The organism is Pseudomonas sp. RGB (assembly GCF_007713445.1).
Taxonomy (GTDB): Bacteria; Pseudomonadota; Gammaproteobacteria; order Pseudomonadales; family Pseudomonadaceae; genus Aquipseudomonas.
In genome coordinates, this window is the sequence record NZ_VMSH01000027.1 from 1 (window position 1) to 15,642 (window position 15,642).

At 60.5% G+C, this 15,642-nt stretch carries 13 protein-coding genes, 2 tRNA genes and 1 pseudogene; 7 read left to right on the top strand and 9 right to left on the bottom strand.

Going from position 1 to position 15,642, the window contains the following annotated elements:
• Nucleotides 1–182: 182 nt before the first annotated feature.
• Nucleotides 183–510 (top strand): annotated as a pseudogene (locus FPT15_RS28470) (TonB-dependent receptor domain-containing protein); the annotation flags it as partial.
• A gap of 152 nt (nucleotides 511–662) precedes the next feature.
• On the opposite strand, the gene FPT15_RS28475 reads toward FPT15_RS28470, so the two are convergent.
• Nucleotides 663–739, bottom strand: a tRNA-Asp gene (locus FPT15_RS28475).
• A gap of 19 nt (nucleotides 740–758) precedes the next feature.
• A tRNA-Val gene (locus FPT15_RS28480) sits at nucleotides 759–834 on the bottom strand.
• A gap of 159 nt (nucleotides 835–993) precedes the next feature.
• Between FPT15_RS28480 and rdgC the strand changes: the two genes are divergently transcribed.
• The 3 genes from rdgC (at nucleotide 994) to sugE (ending at nucleotide 3,467) form a co-directional block, all read left to right on the top strand.
• Nucleotides 994–1,914, top strand: coding sequence for a recombination-associated protein RdgC (gene rdgC / locus FPT15_RS28485; RefSeq protein WP_124357762.1), 921 nt, complete (start codon nucleotides 994–996; stop codon nucleotides 1,912–1,914).
• 166 nt (nucleotides 1,915–2,080) lie between these two features.
• Nucleotides 2,081–3,046 carry a bile acid:sodium symporter family protein gene (locus FPT15_RS28490; protein ID WP_145166055.1) on the top strand — a complete coding sequence of 322 codons (966 nt, stop codon included), beginning with the start codon at nucleotides 2,081–2,083 and terminating at the stop codon, nucleotides 3,044–3,046.
• A gap of 106 nt (nucleotides 3,047–3,152) precedes the next feature.
• Complete coding sequence (gene sugE / locus FPT15_RS28495) at nucleotides 3,153–3,467, top strand: quaternary ammonium compound efflux SMR transporter SugE (protein WP_010166396.1); 315 nt, start codon at nucleotides 3,153–3,155, stop codon at nucleotides 3,465–3,467.
• A 117-nt stretch (nucleotides 3,468–3,584) separates the two neighbouring features.
• Here the strand turns inward: sugE and FPT15_RS28500 are convergent, their stop codons facing one another.
• The 3 genes from FPT15_RS28500 to FPT15_RS28510 form a co-directional block, all read right to left on the bottom strand.
• Complete coding sequence (locus FPT15_RS28500) at nucleotides 3,585–5,459, bottom strand: MFS transporter (protein WP_145166056.1); 1,875 nt, start codon at nucleotides 5,457–5,459, stop codon at nucleotides 3,585–3,587.
• An 81-nt stretch (nucleotides 5,460–5,540) separates the two neighbouring features.
• A complete protein-coding gene (locus tag FPT15_RS28505) occupies nucleotides 5,541–6,689 on the bottom strand; it encodes a TDT family transporter (protein WP_145166057.1) in 1,149 nt (382 codons plus the stop codon).
• 114 nt (nucleotides 6,690–6,803) lie between these two features.
• On the bottom strand, nucleotides 6,804–7,991 hold the full coding sequence (locus FPT15_RS28510; protein ID WP_145166058.1) for an MFS transporter: 1,188 nt from the start codon (nucleotides 7,989–7,991) through the stop codon (nucleotides 6,804–6,806).
• 91 nt (nucleotides 7,992–8,082) lie between these two features.
• On the opposite strand from FPT15_RS28510, the gene FPT15_RS28515 reads away from it, so the two are divergent.
• Nucleotides 8,083–8,628, top strand: coding sequence for a TetR/AcrR family transcriptional regulator (locus tag FPT15_RS28515; RefSeq protein ID WP_145166059.1), 546 nt, complete (start codon nucleotides 8,083–8,085; stop codon nucleotides 8,626–8,628).
• A 669-nt stretch (nucleotides 8,629–9,297) separates the two neighbouring features.
• On the opposite strand, the gene FPT15_RS28525 is transcribed toward FPT15_RS28515, so the two are convergent.
• The 4 genes from FPT15_RS28525 to FPT15_RS28540 form a co-directional block, all read right to left on the bottom strand.
• Entirely contained in the window at nucleotides 9,298–10,077 is a 780-nt protein-coding gene (locus FPT15_RS28525; RefSeq protein WP_058420148.1) for an ABC transporter permease, read from the bottom strand.
• Nucleotides 10,074–11,006, bottom strand: a complete 933-nt coding sequence (locus FPT15_RS28530) for an ABC transporter ATP-binding protein (RefSeq protein ID WP_145166060.1) — start codon at nucleotides 11,004–11,006, stop codon at nucleotides 10,074–10,076. The genes FPT15_RS28525 and FPT15_RS28530 overlap by 4 nt, the downstream gene beginning before the upstream one ends.
• A 134-nt stretch (nucleotides 11,007–11,140) precedes the next feature.
• Nucleotides 11,141–11,758 carry a glutathione S-transferase gene (locus FPT15_RS28535; protein WP_145166061.1) on the bottom strand — a complete coding sequence of 206 codons (618 nt, stop codon included), beginning with the start codon at nucleotides 11,756–11,758 and terminating at the stop codon, nucleotides 11,141–11,143.
• 56 nt (nucleotides 11,759–11,814) lie between these two features.
• The gene (locus FPT15_RS28540) at nucleotides 11,815–12,474 is read right to left on the bottom strand and encodes a transglutaminase family protein (protein WP_119735554.1); all 660 of its coding nucleotides are present in this window, start codon (nucleotides 12,472–12,474) and stop codon (nucleotides 11,815–11,817) included.
• A gap of 191 nt (nucleotides 12,475–12,665) precedes the next feature.
• Here FPT15_RS28540 and FPT15_RS28545 point away from each other — a divergent pair, with 191 nt between their 5' ends.
• Entirely contained in the window at nucleotides 12,666–15,113 is a 2,448-nt protein-coding gene (locus tag FPT15_RS28545; protein WP_145166062.1) for an acyl-CoA dehydrogenase, read from the top strand.
• A 75-nt stretch (nucleotides 15,114–15,188) separates the two neighbouring features.
• Complete coding sequence (locus tag FPT15_RS28550; protein WP_145166063.1) at nucleotides 15,189–15,596, top strand: PA2817 family protein; 408 nt, start codon at nucleotides 15,189–15,191, stop codon at nucleotides 15,594–15,596.
• The last annotated feature ends 46 nt before the right edge of the window (nucleotides 15,597–15,642 follow it).

Here is a 15,642-nt window from a genome sequence, read left to right on the forward strand (position 1 = left end):
CGCCGACCCTCTGCTTGTAAGGCAGATGCTCTCCCAGCTGAGCTAATCACCCTTCACTTTCGGTGTGGGCGGCATCATACACCAAAAATTCGCAATGTCTTGATTTAAATGCACTTTATTTGAAATATTTTCTCAAGCGCAGCGCACGCCCCCGGAAAACCGGGCTTCTGGCCCGCAAACGCGAGTCTTGCGAGTTGGGCCCCAAGGCAGATTTCTTCGACGGACGCCTGAGCGCCAGCGCGGCCTATTTCGAAATCCACGAAAACAATCGCTCGGTGTCCGACGACGATTACAACAACCAGACGCCGACCCCGACCCACTATGCCTTCAAAGGCACCAAGGCGGTGACCAAGGTTATGAACTGGAAATGGCCGGCGCACTGGCGCCGGCTGGCAGCTGCAGGCCGGCTATACGCACAAGATCGTGCGTGATGACCAGGACGCAAAAATCTCCACCTACAAACTCAAGGCCAACCTGGACAAGTTGACCGTCGGCGGTGGCGTGCGCTGGGATTTCTAACCGGCCAATAAAAAACGCCGCCGATCATCGGAAATGATCGGCGGCGTTTTTTGAGGTTTCGCACACCCCAGACAGCAAAAAGCCCGCTCAATGAGCGGGCTTTCTGTGGTGACCTGGCGTTCAGCGTTCCAGGTTACCGAATATGGCGCAGCGGACGGGACTCGAACCCGCGACCCCCGGCGTGACAGGCCGGTATTCTAACCGACTGAACTACCGCTGCGCGTAACACATGAAGCGAATGGTGGGTGATGACGGGATCGAACCGCCGACCCTCTGCTTGTAAGGCAGATGCTCTCCCAGCTGAGCTAATCACCCTTCGTTTCGGTGTGGCGCGCATTCTACGGAGCGACCCTAGGTCTGGCAAGCACTTTCTTAAATCTTTTTTTTCAGCCCTTCCAATGGCTTAGGCAGGGTTGGCCTCGAGCGCTATCAAGAGAATAATGCCCCCCTTTGTATAAAGGAGAGACTCACCCCATGTGGTTCAAGAACCTGCTTATCTATCGCCTGACCCAAGATCTGCCTGTTGATGCCGAGGCGTTGGAAGCGGCCATGGCCACCAAACTGGCGCGCCCTTGTGCAAGCCAGGAGTTGACCACTTACGGTTTCGTCGCCCCTTTTGGTAAAGGTGAAGACGCTCCCCTGGTTCACGTCAGCGGTGACTTCCTACTGATCGCCGCGCGCAAGGAAGAACGCATCCTGCCGGGTAGCGTGGTGCGCGACGCAGTCAAAGAGAAAGTCGAAGAGATCGAAGCCGAGCAAATGCGCAAGGTCTACAAGAAGGAGCGCGACCAGATCAAGGATGAAATCATCCAGGCCTTCCTGCCGCGCGCCTTTATCCGTCGCTCGTCGACCTTCGCCGCCATCGCGCCGAAGCAAGGCCTGATCCTGGTCAACTCGGCGAGTCCCAAGCGCGCTGAAGACCTGCTGTCGACCCTGCGTGAAGTGATCGGCACCCTGCCGGTTCGTCCGCTCACGGTAAAAACCGCGCCAACCGCGATCATGACCGACTGGGTCACCACGCAGAAACCGGCCGATGACTTCTTCGTCCTCGACGAATGCGAACTGCGCGACACCCATGAAGACGGCGGCATTGTGCGCTGCAAGCGCCAGGACCTGACCGGTGAAGAAATCCAGCTGCACTTGACCACCGGCAAAGTCGTGACCCAACTGTCACTGGCCTGGCAGGACAAGTTGTCCTTCATGCTCGACGACAAGATGACCGTCAAGCGCCTGAAGTTCGAAGACCTGCTGCAAGACCAGGCCGAACAGGACGGCGGCGACGAAGCCCTGGGCCAACTGGACGCCAGCTTCACCCTGATGATGCTGACGTTCGGCGAATTTCTGCCGGCATTGATCGAAGCGCTGGGCGGCGAAGAAACCCCACAAGGCATCTAAACGCAACACAGGCCTTATACGGGCACGGTCAATGTGGGAGCTGGCTTGCCTGCGATAGCATCACCTGGGTGTTACTGACAAACCGAGGTGCCCGCATCCCAGGCAAGCCAGCTCCCACATTTGATCGCGCTGCTCTCCCGAACACTCTAATAACAAGGACATCCCCATGCGCGCACTCGCCGCCTTGAGCCGCTTCGTCGGCAATACCTTCGCCTACTGGGTGTTGATTTTCGCGGTGCTCGCCTTCCTCGAGCCCGGCTGGTTCATTGGCCTGAAAGGCGCCATTGTGCCGCTGCTGGGCCTGGTGATGTTTGGCATGGGGCTGACCTTGAAACTTGAAGATTTCGCCGAGGTTGCCCGCCACCCGTGGCGCGTGGCCCTGGGCGTGGTCGCGCACTTTGTGATCATGCCGGGCGTGGCGTGGTTGCTGTGCCAGGCCTTCCACCTGCCGGCGGAAATTGCCGTCGGCGTGATCCTCGTCGGGTGCTGCCCAAGCGGCACCTCGTCCAACGTGATGACCTGGCTGGCCCGTGGTGACCTGGCGTTGTCGGTGGCGATTGCCGCCGTTACCACCCTCCTCGCCCCACTGCTGACGCCGGCGCTGATCTGGCTGCTGGCGTCGGCCTGGCTGCCGGTGTCGTTCATGGAGTTGTTCTGGTCGATCCTGCAAGTAGTGCTGTTGCCGATCGTGCTCGGCGTGGTCGCGCAACGGGTGCTCGGCGAACGCGTGCGCCATGCGGTGGACGTGCTGCCATTGGTGTCGGTGGTGAGCATCGTGATCATCGTTGCGGCCGTGGTGGCGGCGAGTCAGGCCAAGATCGCCGAATCGGGCCTGTTGATCATGGCCGTGGTGATGCTGCACAACAGCTTCGGCTACTTGCTGGGTTACTTCACCGGCCGGTTATTCAAACTGCCACTGGCCCAGCGCAAGTCGCTGGCACTGGAAGTCGGCATGCAGAACTCCGGGCTGGGCGCCGCGTTGGCCAGTGCGCATTTTTCGCCATTGGCGGCGGTACCCAGTGCGCTGTTCAGCGTCTGGCACAATATTTCCGGGGCGTTGCTGTCGACCTACTTCCGCCGCATGAGCGAAAAGGAAGACCGCCGCGTACTGGAAAACACGCCGCAAACTTGATCACCAGATCGATATTGGGCACTCTAGCGAGCTTCGCGGGGACGACCCCGCGACGCTGTCGAGCGCTATTCCAGGGGACGACCCCACTTTTAGAAGAGAGGTCATCATGTCCTGGATCATCCTGTTTTTTGCCGGGCTGTTTGAAGTGGGCTGGGCAGTCGGCTTGAAGTACACCGATGGTTTCAGCAAGCCATTGCCCACCGCCCTGACGATTGCCGCCATGGCCATCAGCCTCGGCCTGCTGGGCCTTGCCATGAAAGAACTGCCGCTGGGCACTGCGTATGCCATCTGGACCGGTGTCGGCGCGGTGGGCACGGTGATCGCCGGGATCATCCTGTTTGGCGAGTCCATGGCGCTGTTCCGGTTGGCCAGTGTGGCGTTGATTATCTGCGGGCTGATTGGCCTTAAGATTAGCGCCTAATTCACTGTCGCTATCGCAGGCAAGCCAGCTCCCACATTAAACCGCGTTCGCTTGAACAACTCGGTCAACTGTGGGAGCGGGCTTGCCCGCGAAGAGGCCCGAACAGCCAGTAAATGCCTACCTGACACTCCCGCGCAACACCCCCACCCGTTCCTGCAACTGCGCAGGCGTCGCCGCCTCGACCGTCACCGGCTCACCCGCCACCAGCACCACCCGCGACCAGATCCGGTGAAAGAACCCCTTGTTCGGATCGCGACTGAAAAAACTCCCCCACAAGCCCTGCAACGCCATGGGAATCACCGGCACCGGCGTCTCTTCCAGAATGCGCGTCACGCCCCCGCGGAACTCATTCATCTCACCGTCCCCGGTGAGCTTGCCTTCCGGAAAAATGCACACCAACTCGCCTTCCTTCAAGTACTGAGCAATCCGCGCGAAGGCCTTTTCGTAGATCTGGATATCCTCGTGACGCCCGGCAATCGGAATCGCGCCCGCAGTGCGGAAGATAAAATTGAGCACCGGCAAACGGTAGATCTTGTAGTACATGACAAAGCGAATCGGCCGACGCACGGCACCGCCGATCAACAGCGCATCGACAAACGACACGTGGTTGCACACCAGCAACGCCGCGCCCTCATCCGGAATCAGCTCGAGGTTGCGGTGCTCCACGCGGTACATGGAATGGCTGAGCAGCCAGATCATGAAACGCATGGTGAACTCGGGGACGATCCTGAAGATGTAGGTGTTGACCGCGATATTGAGCAGCGACACCACCAGGAACAACTCGGGAATCGACAGCTTGACCACGCTCAACAGCAGGATCGACACGATGGCCGACACCACCATAAACAACGCATTGAGAATGTTGTTGGCCGCGATCACCCGCGCACGCTCGTTTTCGGCGGTGCGCGACTGGATCAGCGCATACAGCGGCACGATATAGAAGCCGCCGAACACGCCCAGGCCGAGGATATCGAACAACACCCACCAGGCCTGGCCGTAGCCGAGTACGCCGAGCCAGTCATGTTCCTGAGCACTCTGCGGGAAGCCGCCGGAGTGCCACCACAGCAGCAGCCCGAACACTGTCAGGCCAAATGAGCCAAAGGGCACCAGGCCGATTTCCACCTTACGCCCGGAGAGCTTTTCACAGAGCATCGAGCCCAGGGCGATACCGACCGAGAACACTGTGAGGATCAAGGTCACCACAGTTTCATCGCCGTACAACCACTCCTTGGCGTAGGCCGGGATTTGCGTCAGGTAGATCGCGCCGACAAACCAGAACCACGAGTTGCCGACAATCGAACGCGACACCGCCGGGGTCTGCCCCAGGCCCAGGCGCAAGGTGGCCCACGATTCGCTGAATATGTTCCAGTTCAGGCGCAGCCCTGGGGTAGACGCCGCCGCGCGCGGAATGCTGCGGCTGGCCAAGTAACCCAGCACTGCCACACCGACAATTGCCACGGCCACGACCGGTGCGTAATGGGTCGAAGACATCATGATCCCGGCGCCAATGGTGCCGGCCAGGATCGCCAGAAACGTGCCCATTTCCACCAAGCCGTTACCGCCCAGCAATTCATCGTCGTGCAGGGCCTGGGGCATGATCGAATACTTCACCGGCCCGAACAGCGCCGAGTGCGTGCCCATGGCAAACAGCGCCAGCAGCATCAGCTCCAGGTGATTGAACAGGAACCCGGTGGCGCCGACGCTCATGATCACAATCTCACCGATCTTGATCGCGCGGATCAACGCGTCCTTGTTGAATTTCTCGCCGAATTGCCCGGCCAGCGCCGAGAACAGGAAGAACGGCAGGATAAACAACAACGCGCACAGATTGACCCAGATCGAGCGGTCACCGTCGATGGTGAGCTTGTAGAGAATGGCCAGGATCAGCGATTGCTTGAAGATGTTGTCGTTGAAGGCGCCCAGCAACTGGGTGATGAAAAACGGCAGGAAACGCCGTGTGCGCAGCAAGGTAAATTGTGAGGGGTGGCTCATCGTCCGTGTTCCTGCGTGGCCTGGTAGGCTTGATTGCCGTTTTTTTATAAAAAGACAGGCCACGACTTTACCTAATCCCGCTTACTTATTCCCTAGTCCTGCAATGCATGGCGATACAAAAAGCTCACCTTTGTAGGCGCCCTGCACAGTGCGCGTGGCAACGATCAGCCACATCAGCGCCAACGCCACCACCAGCACGCACCCGAACACACTAAAGAACCCGAGGTGCAGCAGGCTCGCAAGCTTCAGTGTGGCCAAGGCATAAACCCCCAGCGGGAAGGTAAAACCCCACCAGCCCAGGTTGAACGGAATGCCGGCGCGCAGGTAACGCAGGGTGATCAACACGGCGATCAGCATCCACCACAGGCCAAAGCCCCACAGGGTAATGCCGGCCACCAGGCCGAGGCCGTTGGCCATCTCCCCTGCGCCTGGCAAACCGTTGGCCGCGAAGATCGCCGGTGCGTCGCCGCCCAGCAGCAACATGCCCAATGCACCGGTGCCGATAGGGCCGAGGGCCAGCCAACTGGACGCGGCCATGTTGGCGTGAGGCAGTTTGTGCAAGGCCATGCGCAGCATCAGGATGGTCAGGATGCTGAAGGCTACCGGCAGGGAAAACGCCCACAGCACATAGCTGGTCACCAGCATCACCAGTTGCGAGTGAGCGTCGGCCAGGTGCGGCGCCAGCAGGCCACCGCTGGCGGCAGCGACTTCAGCGGCGACCACCGGCAACAGCCACACGGCGGTCATCTGATCGATGCTGTGCTGCTGACGCGTGAACATCATGAATGGGATCAGCACGCCGCAGGCCAGGGCCATCGCCACGTCCAGCCACCATAAGGCTTCGGCCAACGGCACCACATCGGCGCCCCATCGCGGCAGCCCAAATAGCAGCAAGCCGTTGATAATCGTCGCCAGGCCCATGGGGATGGTGCCAAAGAACATCGAGACGGTGGAGTGCCCGAAAATCCGCCGCGCCTCGTGGAAAAACATCAGCCAGCGGGCCGCGTACAACACGCTGAACAGCACGAACAGGCCGACGGTGAACATCCACAGCCCTTCGGCAATGGTGTGCAAGCCGGGCAAGCGGGTCGGCACTTGAGCCAGCGCAAGGGCCAGGACGCCGGTACCCATGGTGGCGGCAAACCAGTTGGGCGTGAACTGGCGAATCACTTCCCGTGGACGGGCCAGGTGACTGAAGGGTTTGTAGGTGATGGCAGTTGAGCAGGTCATGTTGGCAATCCTCTTCCTCGCATGAGGTTGAGATCATCATAGAACCGGATTGAATATCTATATAACGGGTAATATCTCTATCTGTTATCTACTTTGCAAATATAGACACGCTAGCTAAACCGTTGCCTTGGCTCGCGCCGCCCCCTGGATCAGCAAGCCTGCCAGCGCGCCGAGCGCCAATACGATGAGCACTGCGCCATAACCATCGGTGGTGGCGATCAGGCCAAACACGTGGCTCAGGTTGCCCGCCAGCAGTGCCGGCACGCAGAACGCCAGGTAGCTCAGCACATAAAAAGCCGACATCAGCCCGGCCCGCTCATGGGGTAACGCCAGGCTGACGATACTGCGCACACTGCCCATGAACCCGCCGCCGAAACCGAAGCCTGCAATCACACTGGCAACAAAGAACAGCCACAGGCTGGCGCTCTGCACCGCAACCAGCAACAACGCCACGCCCACCGCCAGCAGGACCGCGGAGAGACGCATGACCTTGTCTGCCGGGTGCTCGCGCAGGCTGTAAATCATCACCGCACCGCTCAAGGTCACGACTGCAACCAGGCCGCCGCCAATCAAATGCGAGGTCGAACCGGTCGCCGCCCGCACCAGCGAAGGCGCCAGGGATGAAAAGAACCCGCCCAGCGCCCACACCGCTACATTTAGCGGCATCGCCAGCCACAAGGCCCGACGCGCTTGCGCGGGGACATGCAGGGTGGGCGCCAGCGACCTCAAGGCACCCGGTAGGCGGCTGACGGTCTCCGGCAAGCGCCACACATAAAGCGCCTGCAGCACCATCAGGCCCAGCAGCGTGAAGTAGATCAATTGGGTCGGGCGTGGCGCGTATTCCACCAGCAGGCCACTGCCCAAGGCACCGCAGGCCATGCCCAACAGCGGCGCGAGGCTATTGAGCATCGGCCCGCGCAGGCGGTCGGTGTCCAGCAGCGTCGCCGCCAGCACCGCGGTAGCCGTGCCCGTGGCGAAACCTTGCAGCGCCCGAGCGGCAATCAGGTAGGCGGTGCTGTCAGCATTGATAAACAGCAGCATCGCCACAATATTCAGCAACAGCGCGGCGAAAATCACCGGCTTGCGCCCCACGTGGTCCGACAGCGAACCGACGGTCAACAGCGCCGCCAGCAAGCTCACGGCATACACCCCGAAGATCACCGTCAGCATTGCTGCGGAGAAATGCAGGTTGTCCTGATACACCTGATACAACGGCGTCGGCGCGCTGGACGCAGCCAGGAAGGTCAACATCGTGATGACCAGGAACGCCAGGCTGGAACGTTTAGAAATGACGCTAGGCATATACACACTCCGCTAAAGCTAATATTTTGCTTTTGCAGAGTGTGCTACTCGCAAGCGCTTAAAGCAAATTCTTTGTGTTAAGGTTTTACGCATGGCGATTAAAGAAGGCCTTCGCCCGGGGGGCCGCAGTGCCCGGGTTCAAGAATCAGTGCATAACGCCGCGCGCGAATTGCTGGAAGCCCATGAGCGTTCCAGCGTTACCGTGCCGATGATCGCTGCGCGTGCGGGCGTCACGCCGTCGACCATCTACCGCCGCTGGGGCGACTTGTCTGCGTTGCTCGCCGACGTGGCGCTGGAACGCCTGCGCCCAGACAGTGAACCCGCCAATACCGGCAGCCTGCGCGGCGATTTGCGTGCGTGGGGCGAGCAATACCTGGACGAAATGAGTTCCGAGCTCGGGCGCAACATGATGCGCGACGTGCAGTGCAGCCATCCCCGGGACTACTGCAGCAACATCCTGATGGGCCAGATGCAGGTCATTCTCGACCGCTACCAGAGCACCCACGACGTACTGCCGAGCCTGGACCGGTTGCTCAACCTGATCGCCGCGCCCACGGTGTACCGCAGCCTGTTCGCCAGTGCGCCGCTGCCGGTTGAAGAACTGCATGAACTGATCGAGCTGGCACTGAAAGGCTAAGGGCCCAGCGCCTGCAGAAAAGCAGCGCTTGGCGGCCTGAAGGACCACCTGATCTTGAGAGCTAAACTCGATCAACTTGTGGGAGCGGGCTTGCTCGCGAAGGCGGTGGGTCAGTCAACTCATGTGTAGCTGACACACCGCATTCGCGGGCAAGCCCGCTCCCACATTTGGAGCTCAGTGCATCAGATAGAGGTGTGTTGCTGTGCTGTTGCCCTGCTTTTGCTTCTACCACTCAGGTCGGCTACTAGGCCGCCGTGCTCTGCTTTTGATCTTGCTCTTGATCTGACAGGCCCCGTCAACCACGCTGGCCGAACGCAGGCTTGAATCCGTGGGTAACCCGGCAGGACGCCGGGTTAGCCGCGTTGGGCCATGGATGGCCCGTCGCGGCGGCCCACGGATTCAAGCCTGCGTGAGGGCACACCGAGCCTAGGCGAGGTGCCGAGTGGTGGGGCAAAGACCTTTTGGTTACTTTTGGGGCGTTTGCCAAAAGTGACCCGCTGTAAGAGCGGAACCGCCAGCCGCCGTTACCGCAGCAACGGATATTTACTCATATCCACCTAAACAAGTACCTAAAGCCCGCCATCTCAGGCAAGCCAGCTCCCACACGGTTTTCGTGCACTCCATAAAAAAGGCCTCATAAAGAGGCCTTTTTTTATTCCAACTGACTGCTTACGTACGCATCCCGCGCCCGCTCACCAGCAACCGCGCGCAGCCGACATACAGCACCACGGTGGCCACCAGCATGAAGGTGATCGCCACGCTGATCTTGATATCCGACACGCCCAGGATGCCGTAGCGGAAGGCATTGACCATGTGCAGCACCGGGTTGGCCAGCGACACGGTCTGCCAAAACGGCGGCAGCAAAGTGATGGAGTAGAACACCCCGCCCAGGTAGGTCAGTGGTGTCAGCACGAAGGTCGGGATGATCGAAATATCATCGAAATTGCGCGCGAACACCGCGTTGATAAAGCCCAGCAGCGAAAAGATCGTCGCCGTCAGCACCACCACCAAAATGGTGACGCCCAGGTGATGCACTTGCAGGTGAGTGAAGAACAGCGACAGCAAGGTCACGATCACGCCCACCATCAAGCCACGCAGCACGCCGCCCAGGGTGTAGCCGATCAGGATGGTGTGTGGCGACACCGGCGACACCATCAGTTCTTCGATGGAACGCTGGAATTTGCTGCCGAAAAAGCTGGAGACCACGTTACCGTAGGAGTTGGTGATCACCGACATCATGATCAGGCCCGGCACGATGTACTCCATGTAAGTGAAGCCACCCATGTCGCCGATCTGGCGGCCGATCAGGTTACCGAAGATCACGAAGTACAGGACCATGGTGATCGCCGGCGGCAGCAGCGTCTGCGGCCAGATCCGGGTAAAGCGCTTCACTTCGCGGTAGACGATGGTCTGCAGCGCGACAAGGTTGGGTTGCAGTTCGGAACTCATACCGCCACCTTCGCCAGATTTTTCTCCACCAGGGACACGAACAACTCCTCAAGGCGATTGGTTTTATTACGCAGGCTCAGCACTTCGATGTTCTGCGCGGCCAATTGGGTGAACAACGCCGTGATACCCATGGCTTTGTCCACCTGGACTTCCAGGGTATGACCATCGACCAGTCGGCTTGGGTAGCCAAGCAGCTGCGGCGCCACCGACAGGTTGTTTTTCAGGTCGAGCAGGAAGGTTTCCACATGCAGCTGGCCCAGCAGGTTACGCATGCTGGTGTTCTCGACAATGGTGCCGTGGTCGATGATGCCGATGTTGCGGCACAGCTGCTCAGCCTCTTCCAGGTAATGGGTGGTGAGGATGATGGTGATGCCCTTCTCGTTCAGCTCGGTGAGGAAGGTCCACATCGAGCGCCGCAACTCAATGTCCACACCTGCGGTGGGCTCGTCGAGGATCAGCAGGCGCGGTTCGTGCACCAGCGCACGGGCGATCATCAGGCGGCGTTTCATGCCGCCGGACAGCGAACGCGAAGGCACGTCGCGCTTGTCCCACAGGCCCAGCTGGGTCAGGTACTGCTCGGCGCGCTCCTTGGCGACTTTCGCCGGGATGCCGTAGTAGCCAGCCTGGGTCACGACGATGTCGAACGTCTTTTCGAACTGGTTGAAGTTGAATTCCTGGGGCACTACGCCGATGGAACGCTTGAGCGCCGCCGGGGATTTGTCCAGGTCATGACCAAAGATATTCACCGTGCCGCTGGTCTTGTTGACCAAGGTGGAGAGGATACCGATGGTGGTGGATTTGCCGGCGCCGTTAGGGCCGAGCAAAGCGAAGAAGTCACCTTCAGCAACATCCAGATCGATACCACTCAGGGCCTGGAAACCGTTGCCGTAGGTTTTGGTTAGCTGCCGGATGGACAGAGCGGAACTCATATCGGAATACGCACCAAAGAAGGGAATAGAAACAGTAGATGAGGGCGCAGCCCAGGTAGTTCAACGGCGGCGCATGACAGGCATGGTGCTTGCCCGCGCCGCACAAGTACAGTCACCCGTATTAATAGTGGGTATTAAGTCAACGCGGTCATCACCGCTTTACGGTACGCCGGCCGTTGCTGCAGACGGTGATACCAGGCCTCTAGATGGGGCATCGAAGGCCGTTCGATGGGCATTTCGAACCAGGCATAAATAAAGCTGCCGAGCGGGATATCGCCCATGCCGATGTCGTTGCCCGACAGGTAAGGCTGCTCTGCCAGGGCTTTATCCACGGTGCTCAATGCGTCGATACAGGCCTGGCGCCCGGCATTGATGCTGTCCCAGTTCTGTTTTTCCGGCGGGGTGCGCAGGATGCCCCAGAACACCGCCTTGAACGGTTCGGCGAGGGTCGAGGTGGTCCAGTCCATCCACTTCTCGGCATTGGCCCGGGCTTGCAGGTCGCTTGGGTACCAGCTCGACGCCTGCCTGGCGCAGAGATAACGCACGATGGTGTTGGACTCCCACAGCACAAAGTCGCCATCTTCGATCATCGGCACCCGGCCATTGGGGTTCAGCGCGCGGTATTGCGGTGTATCGACCACACCAAATGCCCCGCCCGCATCAATTGCTTCATAGTCCAGGCCGAGTTCCTCGGCGCACCATAGTGCTTTCCTGACGTTTGATGAATTTTTACGACCCCAGATTTTCAGCATGACCGCGCCTTATCGTTGATGAACATGGCTTGATGAACGCAGCAGCATACGCCGGTTCAGGCGCGGCTTAAATCGCTCTGCATGTCCCCCAGCAGGGTCGGCATGTCCTCGGCAAACAGGTGCGGGTAACACTGCTGAATATGCGCGAAGAAAAACCCCTCCGGCACGTCGGAAAACTGCCCGTGGTCCCGCACGTACTCCATCGAGCGCCGGCCCTGGCGGTTGAAGGCGTGAAACACGCTGTCGTTGATCCCATCGAATTCCAGCGGCGGTACATCAAACACCTCGCACAGCTGCTGGTTGAACGCCGGCGTGGCCTTGACCCAACGGCCACGCAGGTACAACTCGGTGTAGCCGTGCATGGCGAACACATCGCTTTTGAGCAGCGCGATCAGGCGCGGTGTCGAGAGGTGATTGCGCACGTCCGCCAGGCCGATGCGTGCCGGGATGCCGCAGTGGCGGGCACAGGCGGCCAGCAGGGTGGCCTTGGGCACGCAGTAGCTCTCACCGGCGGCGAGGGCAAAGCTGGCGCTCAAGGTGCCTGGGTCACGGCTAAAGGTGTAAGGGTTGTAGCGAATCGCCTCACGCACGGCGTAATAAAGACTGACTGCCTGGTCACGTAAATCCGCACTCGGGCCGCGATGTTTTTCGGCGAACTCCACCACCGCAGGGTGGTCACTATCGATGAAGCGGCTGGGACTCAGGTACGTATCCATGCGCGTTATCTCCGAAGGAAGCTTTGAGTCTAACGACTGGTCTGGCACAGAGATAACGACGATTCGGCCAAATGTCGGCGCCTGGCGGTCGGTGCTTCGCGTACAACTCGTTACACCCTGATCACCGCGCTTTTTCGGATGCCGACTAAGCTCCATGGTGGTTTCGCCCCTGGTTTCACGGAGGATTGAATATGCTGTTGTTGTGGATACTGGTTCTGGTGGTCGGCATTGCCTACTTGGCACACCGCCGCACCGCGCCCCTGCCCGCCCTGGGCGTGGTCGCCGTTTACCTGCTGGCGATGGGTGCCTGGAGCCACGCACCGGGTTGGCTGCTGCTGATCTTCTGGGTATTGATCGCCGCCGTGGCCCTGCCCTTGCTGCTGCCCGACCTGCGTCGTCAATACTTCACCAAGCCGCTGTTCAGCTGGTTCCAGAAAGTCCTGCCGCCGATGTCCGAGACTGAGCGCGACGCGATTGATGCCGGCACCGTGTGGTGGGATGGCGAACTGTTCAGCGGCCGCCCCGATTGGGACAAGTTGCTGGCCTACCCCAAGGCGCAACTGACCGAAGAAGAACAGGCCTTCATCGACGGCCCCACCGAAGAACTCTGCGCGATGGTCAGCGACTGGGAAATCGGCCAGGCCATGGACCTGCCGCCCGCCGCCTGGGAGCACATCAAGACCCACGGCTTCTTCGCCCTGATCATTCCCAAGGAATACGGCGGCAAGGGCTTCTCGGCCTATGCCCACTCGCAGGTCGCGATGAAACTCGCCACCCGCAGCGGCGACCTGGCGTCCACCGTGATGGTGCCCAACTCCCTCGGCCCGGCCGAGCTGCTGCTGCATTACGGCACCGACGAGCAACGCAACCACTACCTGCCGCGCCTGGCGCGTGGCGATGACATCCCATGCTTTGCGCTGACGGGCCCACTGGCCGGCTCCGACGCCGGCGCCATGCCCGACACCGGCGTGATCTGCAAAGGTGAATGGGAAGGCAAGGAAACCCTTGGCCTGCGCCTGAACTGGGAAAAACGCTACATCACCCTCGGCCCGGTCGCGACCCTGCTGGGGCTGGCGTTCAAGGCACATGACCCGGACCACCTGCTGGGCGATAAAGAAGACTTGGGCATCAGCCTGGCGCTGATCCCGACCGACACCCCCGGCGTCGAAATCGGCCGTCGTCACTTGCCGCTGGGCGCTGCGTTCATGAACGGCCCCAACTCCGGCAAAGACGTGTTCATCCCCCTGGAATTCCTCATCGGCGGCCAGGAAATGCTCGGCAAGGGCTGGATGATGCTGATGAACTGCCTGTCGGTGGGCCGTTCGATCTCCCTGCCTGCGGTCGGTACCGGTGCGGCCAAGTTCACCAGCCTGGTAACGGGCCAATACGCCCAGGTGCGTGAGCAGTTCAACGTGCCGCTGTCAGCGTTCGAAGGTATCCAGGAAGCCCTGGCGCGCATCGGCGGCAACGCCTGGCTGATGGACAGCGCACGCATGCTCACCGCCAATGCAGTCGACCTGGGTGAGAAACCCTCGGTGCTGTCGGCCATTCTCAAGTACCACCTCACCGAGCGCGGCCGCGAATGCATCAGCCACGCCATGGACGTGCATGGCGGCAAGGGCATCATCATGGGCCCGAACAACTACCTGGGCCGTAACTGGCAAGGCGCGCCGATCTTCATCACCGTGGAAGGCGCGAATATTCTTTCGCGCAACCTGATGATCTTTGGCCAGGGCGCGATTCGCTGCCATCCGTTCGTGCTCAAGGAAATGGCCCTGGCCGGCCGCGAAGACCGTGATCAGGCGTTGAAGGAATTCGACGGCCTGCTGATGCAACACATCGGCTTTGCCGTGAGCAATGCCGCCAGTACGCTGGTGCTGAACCTGGGCGTAGGTCACTTCGAGAAAGCGCCGGGCAACCGCCTGAGCCAGGGTTACTTCCGCGCACTGAACCGTCAGGCTGCTGCGTTCGCGTTGCTCGCTGACTTGAGCATGATGCTGCTGGGCGGCGAGTTGAAACGTCGCGAACGCCTGTCGGCGCGCCTGGGCGATGTGCTGAGCCACATGTACCTGGCGTCGGCGGCGCTTAAGCGTTACCACGACCTGGATTCGCCGGACCACCTGGAACCGCTGTTCGCCTGGGCCATGGAAGAAAGCCTTGGCGAGTCGGAGCGTGCGCTGGATGAGCTGCTGAGCAACTTCCCTAACAGGGTGCTCGGTTGCTTGCTGCGGGTCATCGTGTTCCCGTTCGGGCGCCGCCACACCGGACCGTCCGATGCACTGGACGCCGAGGTGGCCGCGGTGATTGGGCGCGCCAAAGGCGACCCGACCCTCGAAGAGCTGCTGGCGGGCTGCTACCGCCCGCAATCGGCAGAAGACCCGGTCGGCGCCCTGCAACACGCCTACGACCTGCTCGGTGCCAGCCACCCGCTGCAGAAAAAACTCCACGCGGCGCTCAAAAGCGGTCAGGTCAAACCCACCGCTGGCGAACACGTCATCGACGCCGCCCTGCACGCCGGCGTGCTGCAACCGGGCGAAGCGCAAACCCTGCGCGACGCCGAAGCTGCACGGCGCAAGGTGATCGACGTGGATGATTTCAGCAAGGAAGAGCTGACTCAGGCTGAGGGTAAAGTCCGCTGATACCAGCGGTCATATAAAAACGGGCGCTTGAGCTATATACTCTCGCGCCCGTTTTTGCTTTAGAGGACTTATCTCGTGTCCAACGTCGTTGCCGATCATCTCGTCTTGCTCGACCACTTGCGCAGCATCCTGGTTGCCGTCGGCGAAGCCGAACAGGTGCCCGAGGAAAGCCACACCCTGTTTCTGGAGCGCTTCGACGAATTGCGCGCCCTGCTGCCGATCGACCCGATCGAGAGCCAGTACCTGGGCCAGGACCTGATGAGCCAAGTCATCCTGCGCTACCCGCAGATCGCCCACCTGGTGCCGCGCGACCTGCTGTGGTTTTTTGGCGGCGATTGCCTGCATTTCATGCCGGATGAAGAACTGGACCTGTACCAGGCCCTGGAAGAGCGTCGCTTCGAGGCTGAACAGAACGACGAACCGTTCGACTGGAACCAGGAAAAGCAGTTGCTGGCCATGCCGCACGACCAGAGCAAGCACTGATCTGCAGGCCACAACCGAACTAAATGTGGGAGCGGGCTTGCTCGCG